The sequence below is a fragment of the Microcoleus sp. C2D2 genome, from assembly GCF_036702495.1.
GTDB lineage: Bacteria > Cyanobacteriota > Cyanobacteriia > Cyanobacteriales > Microcoleaceae > Microcoleus.
On the sequence record NZ_JAUBTO010000326.1, the window covers coordinates 1 to 3043 of the forward strand.

The following is a 3043-nucleotide window of genomic DNA, read 5'->3' on the forward strand; positions in this document are numbered from 1 at the left end:
ATTGGGTCAACAGGTAAAAGATGAGTAATTTTACTCATTGACAATAGTGCTTTTAGCTTAACTTGTGAGTAATGCTCCTGTGTAGACTTTCTCTGTGGTCATAGTGAAGAGAGTTTTTTGCTTAAATTCATCCCATGAAAGCTTTGGAGAATCACAAAAAGTGGCATTGAAGATAAAGGACATCAGCGCTCCCGAACTCAGTCCACCGACGAATTTCACGTCTTGAATATTTAAGCCTACCCCTGGTACACCCTCAACATTACCGAGCAGTAAGTCTAAAATTCCCGCTTCTTGGGCGAGATATGAAGCGGCTCCATTGAACAGAATCGCAGTTGACATTGTTTACATCCTTATTTACTGATTCTATTTCACCAAGCATCCACAACGCGAGCAACACTACCCTAAAGGACTTAGAGGATTATTGTTAAGGTTATTAACAAGCTGAAATAGATTGCTTCTACACGAAAAACCTTAGTTGATTAGCAGTCCGATTTCAATCCCAGTTAAGACAGTTAATAAAACGGTTAAATATTTTTTGAGAGACAGTTAAGATAGTTGTGTTGCAAAAACAGGAGCAGCAGGTGGTAAGGTCAGAGATTCTGTCGGTTCCCGTTGCTTTTAGCTACGCCGCTTTCATCGGTCGTGCAGGGTGGAAGTGTAGGGGTGCTAAACTAAAGCATTGAGTAGTCAGGGCAAACAGGGCGAACCGCGTCGCCAGCGTTATTTTGCAAGGTTTAGAAGCAGAGTAAGGTAACTCTGGGGCTTGCGGACAACTTCAGCTAGATATACAGCGTTTCCCGCTGTTATGAGGTACAATGACAGCAATTAGCTTTCCCAATTTCTTAAATGTTTAGGATTCGTTAAGTTAAGGGCAACTGCAATTATTAGATCAAGATGAAGTTGTTGGAACTGGTGATTTATCTGATGGCGCTCATGCCCACGAAACTGTTGGTTGGGTTGCATATGGCTTTTAACATAAGTTTCTAGTTAATTGCCAAATGATGTACAAACTTGACTTATAGCGGTTCTCAAAAAAGTGAGGTATGCCCTATGCCCTATGCCCTATGCCCTATGCCCTATGCCCATGAGTACCTCATATGAGAGCTCGAAAGGCTATAGCTTGTACATCGTTTGTTGGTAACAATGTGATACTAACGCGGTTCTTTAGGATTAAGTTGTAAGGACTGAAAATCCTCTTTAGCCTCAACCAAAGTGTCAAAAAATCGGTATTTTCTGGCCCTAGGCTTGGAACTGCTACAGCGAGGTCAGCATAACAGTATTTCCCCGTTTAGGACTAGAAACCGCTACAGCTACATCAGGATAGCCAGATTTTTTTTATACATTTCAGTCTCGACATTGCTGATTGTTATGGTGAATTGCCGGAAACCTTTGTCATAGGCTATTCATTGCTTTTCTCGCCTAGCGATCGCTGGTTGAACCTGTAACGTGTTCGACCGCACCGAATGACTAATTATCTTTCCAAATCAAAAAGTTTTATTAAACAAATATTTTTTAACTGTCTTAATTCTCCTTGTATTCTTTTCATGTGTGTGTTAAATTGCTTTCCATGTTTGTACTTATACGAGGAAAACCATGAAAGGTATCGTTAGAATTGCACAACGATGGGTGTCACTGTTTTTGGTACTGGTTGCAAGTAGCATGATGTTCTTGTCATCTCCGGCGTTTGCTGCTACCATAACAACTCTTAATCAAGAGAATTTTGAAACTGAAGTAGTAAATTCTGATAAACCTGTGGTTGTAATTTTGGCTTCAGAACAAGGATTTAACTATGATGGTCAAAACCGTGACTCCGTTCTAGAGGGACTAAAGTCAAAAGCCGAAAACTTTTACGGTAACAATTACAAGATTGTTGTTGGTAAAGCTGAAGAAAATCGAAGCATCTATCGCCCCTTACTACCAGTATTTCCACCTTTTCCTACAGTTTCTGTTTTTAAAAAGGGTGAACCTCTAGGGTCATTTGATATAACTAATCTAAATGACCCTAAAGACCAATTTGCAATTGTAAAAGACTATGCTGAAAGTAACTAATTTTTAGTTCCTTTGAGTCTTTGTGTAAGACTTAAAAACTCTGGAAGCACTGGGTGATTATTCATCGTCACAGTGCTTTTATCCGTTACTTACGCTCAATTCCTTGTTTTGCTTGTGAGGACTGGGAATCTTCTTGAGCCTCAACCAGGGTGTCAAAAAATCAGCACAAGCTGACCCTGGGCTTTTAACTGCTACGGCAAGGTCAGGATAATTCCATTTCCCGACCTAGGACTCGATACTGGTACGGCTCGGTCAGGATATTTAAAATATCCTGACCCTGGGCTTTTAACTGCTACAGCTTCATCAATATCTAATAGTTTCCCGCCTATTGTCACTGTACTCGAAATGGCAGTTTTCCTTTACTTTTTGCAATCTATGCCGTCGTTATCTCTATCAAATCCGTGGGGGTCTGCTTCTAGTACGCGAAAGCGTCTCTGTGAAATGTCGCTGCAATCTGGCATCAGGTGGGCACGCGGAATGCACACATCTGGATAAATCGGGTCGCAACTATTTTGTGGACTGGAGGCACGTTTTTGCGGGCGATGGGGTCTATAAGTCAAGAAAAATCAACCTAAACCAAGAAAATCAACGTAAATTAAGAAAATCAACCTAAACCAAGAAAATCAACGTAAATTAAGAAAATCAACCTAAACCAAGAAAAGTCAAACTAAACCAAACTAAAGCACGGTTTATTTACTGGTAAACCGAAAATAAACTAGCTCGCTCACGAGCTACCGCATCAAGCCTCACGCCCGCTTGCACCAGACCCGCGTCACGGATTTTAGATTTTGGATTTTGGATTTTGGATTGGGAATAATCTCGATCGCACCCAGTCCCAGATTTGCTGGGGAGTTGCGGGCAATCGGACTTAAAAGTAAAAATAAGTCAAAATAAGCGCCATTCCCTACCAACTACCGGGCATTTGTGACAAGTTAAGAAAAAGTGCAAATTGTCAAGGGGGTAGACAAAAAAAGGTAAAATAGGATGAAACCTT

Annotated in this window: 2 protein-coding genes; one reads left to right on the top strand and one right to left on the bottom strand. The window is 40.9% G+C overall.

From position 1 onward, the window contains the following. Positions 1-57: 57 nt before the first annotated feature. Entirely contained in the window at positions 58-339 is a 282-nt protein-coding gene (locus tag QUB61_RS38705; RefSeq protein ID WP_333136733.1) for a hypothetical protein, read from the bottom strand. Between the two features lie 1254 nt (positions 340-1593). Here QUB61_RS38705 and QUB61_RS38710 point away from each other — a divergent pair. Further along, a complete protein-coding gene (locus QUB61_RS38710; protein WP_333136735.1) occupies positions 1594-2049 on the top strand; it encodes a hypothetical protein in 456 nt (151 codons plus the stop codon). Positions 2050-3043 lie beyond the last annotated feature (994 nt).

Excerpts from the sequence above, each read along its gene's own strand:
- QUB61_RS38710 (WP_333136735.1), top strand. The coding sequence starts at position 1,594 with ATGAAAGGTATCGTTAGAATTGCACAACGATGGGTGTCACTGTTTTTG.
- QUB61_RS38705 (WP_333136733.1), bottom strand. The coding sequence starts at position 339 with ATGTCAACTGCGATTCTGTTCAATGGAGCCGCTTCATATCTCGCCCAA.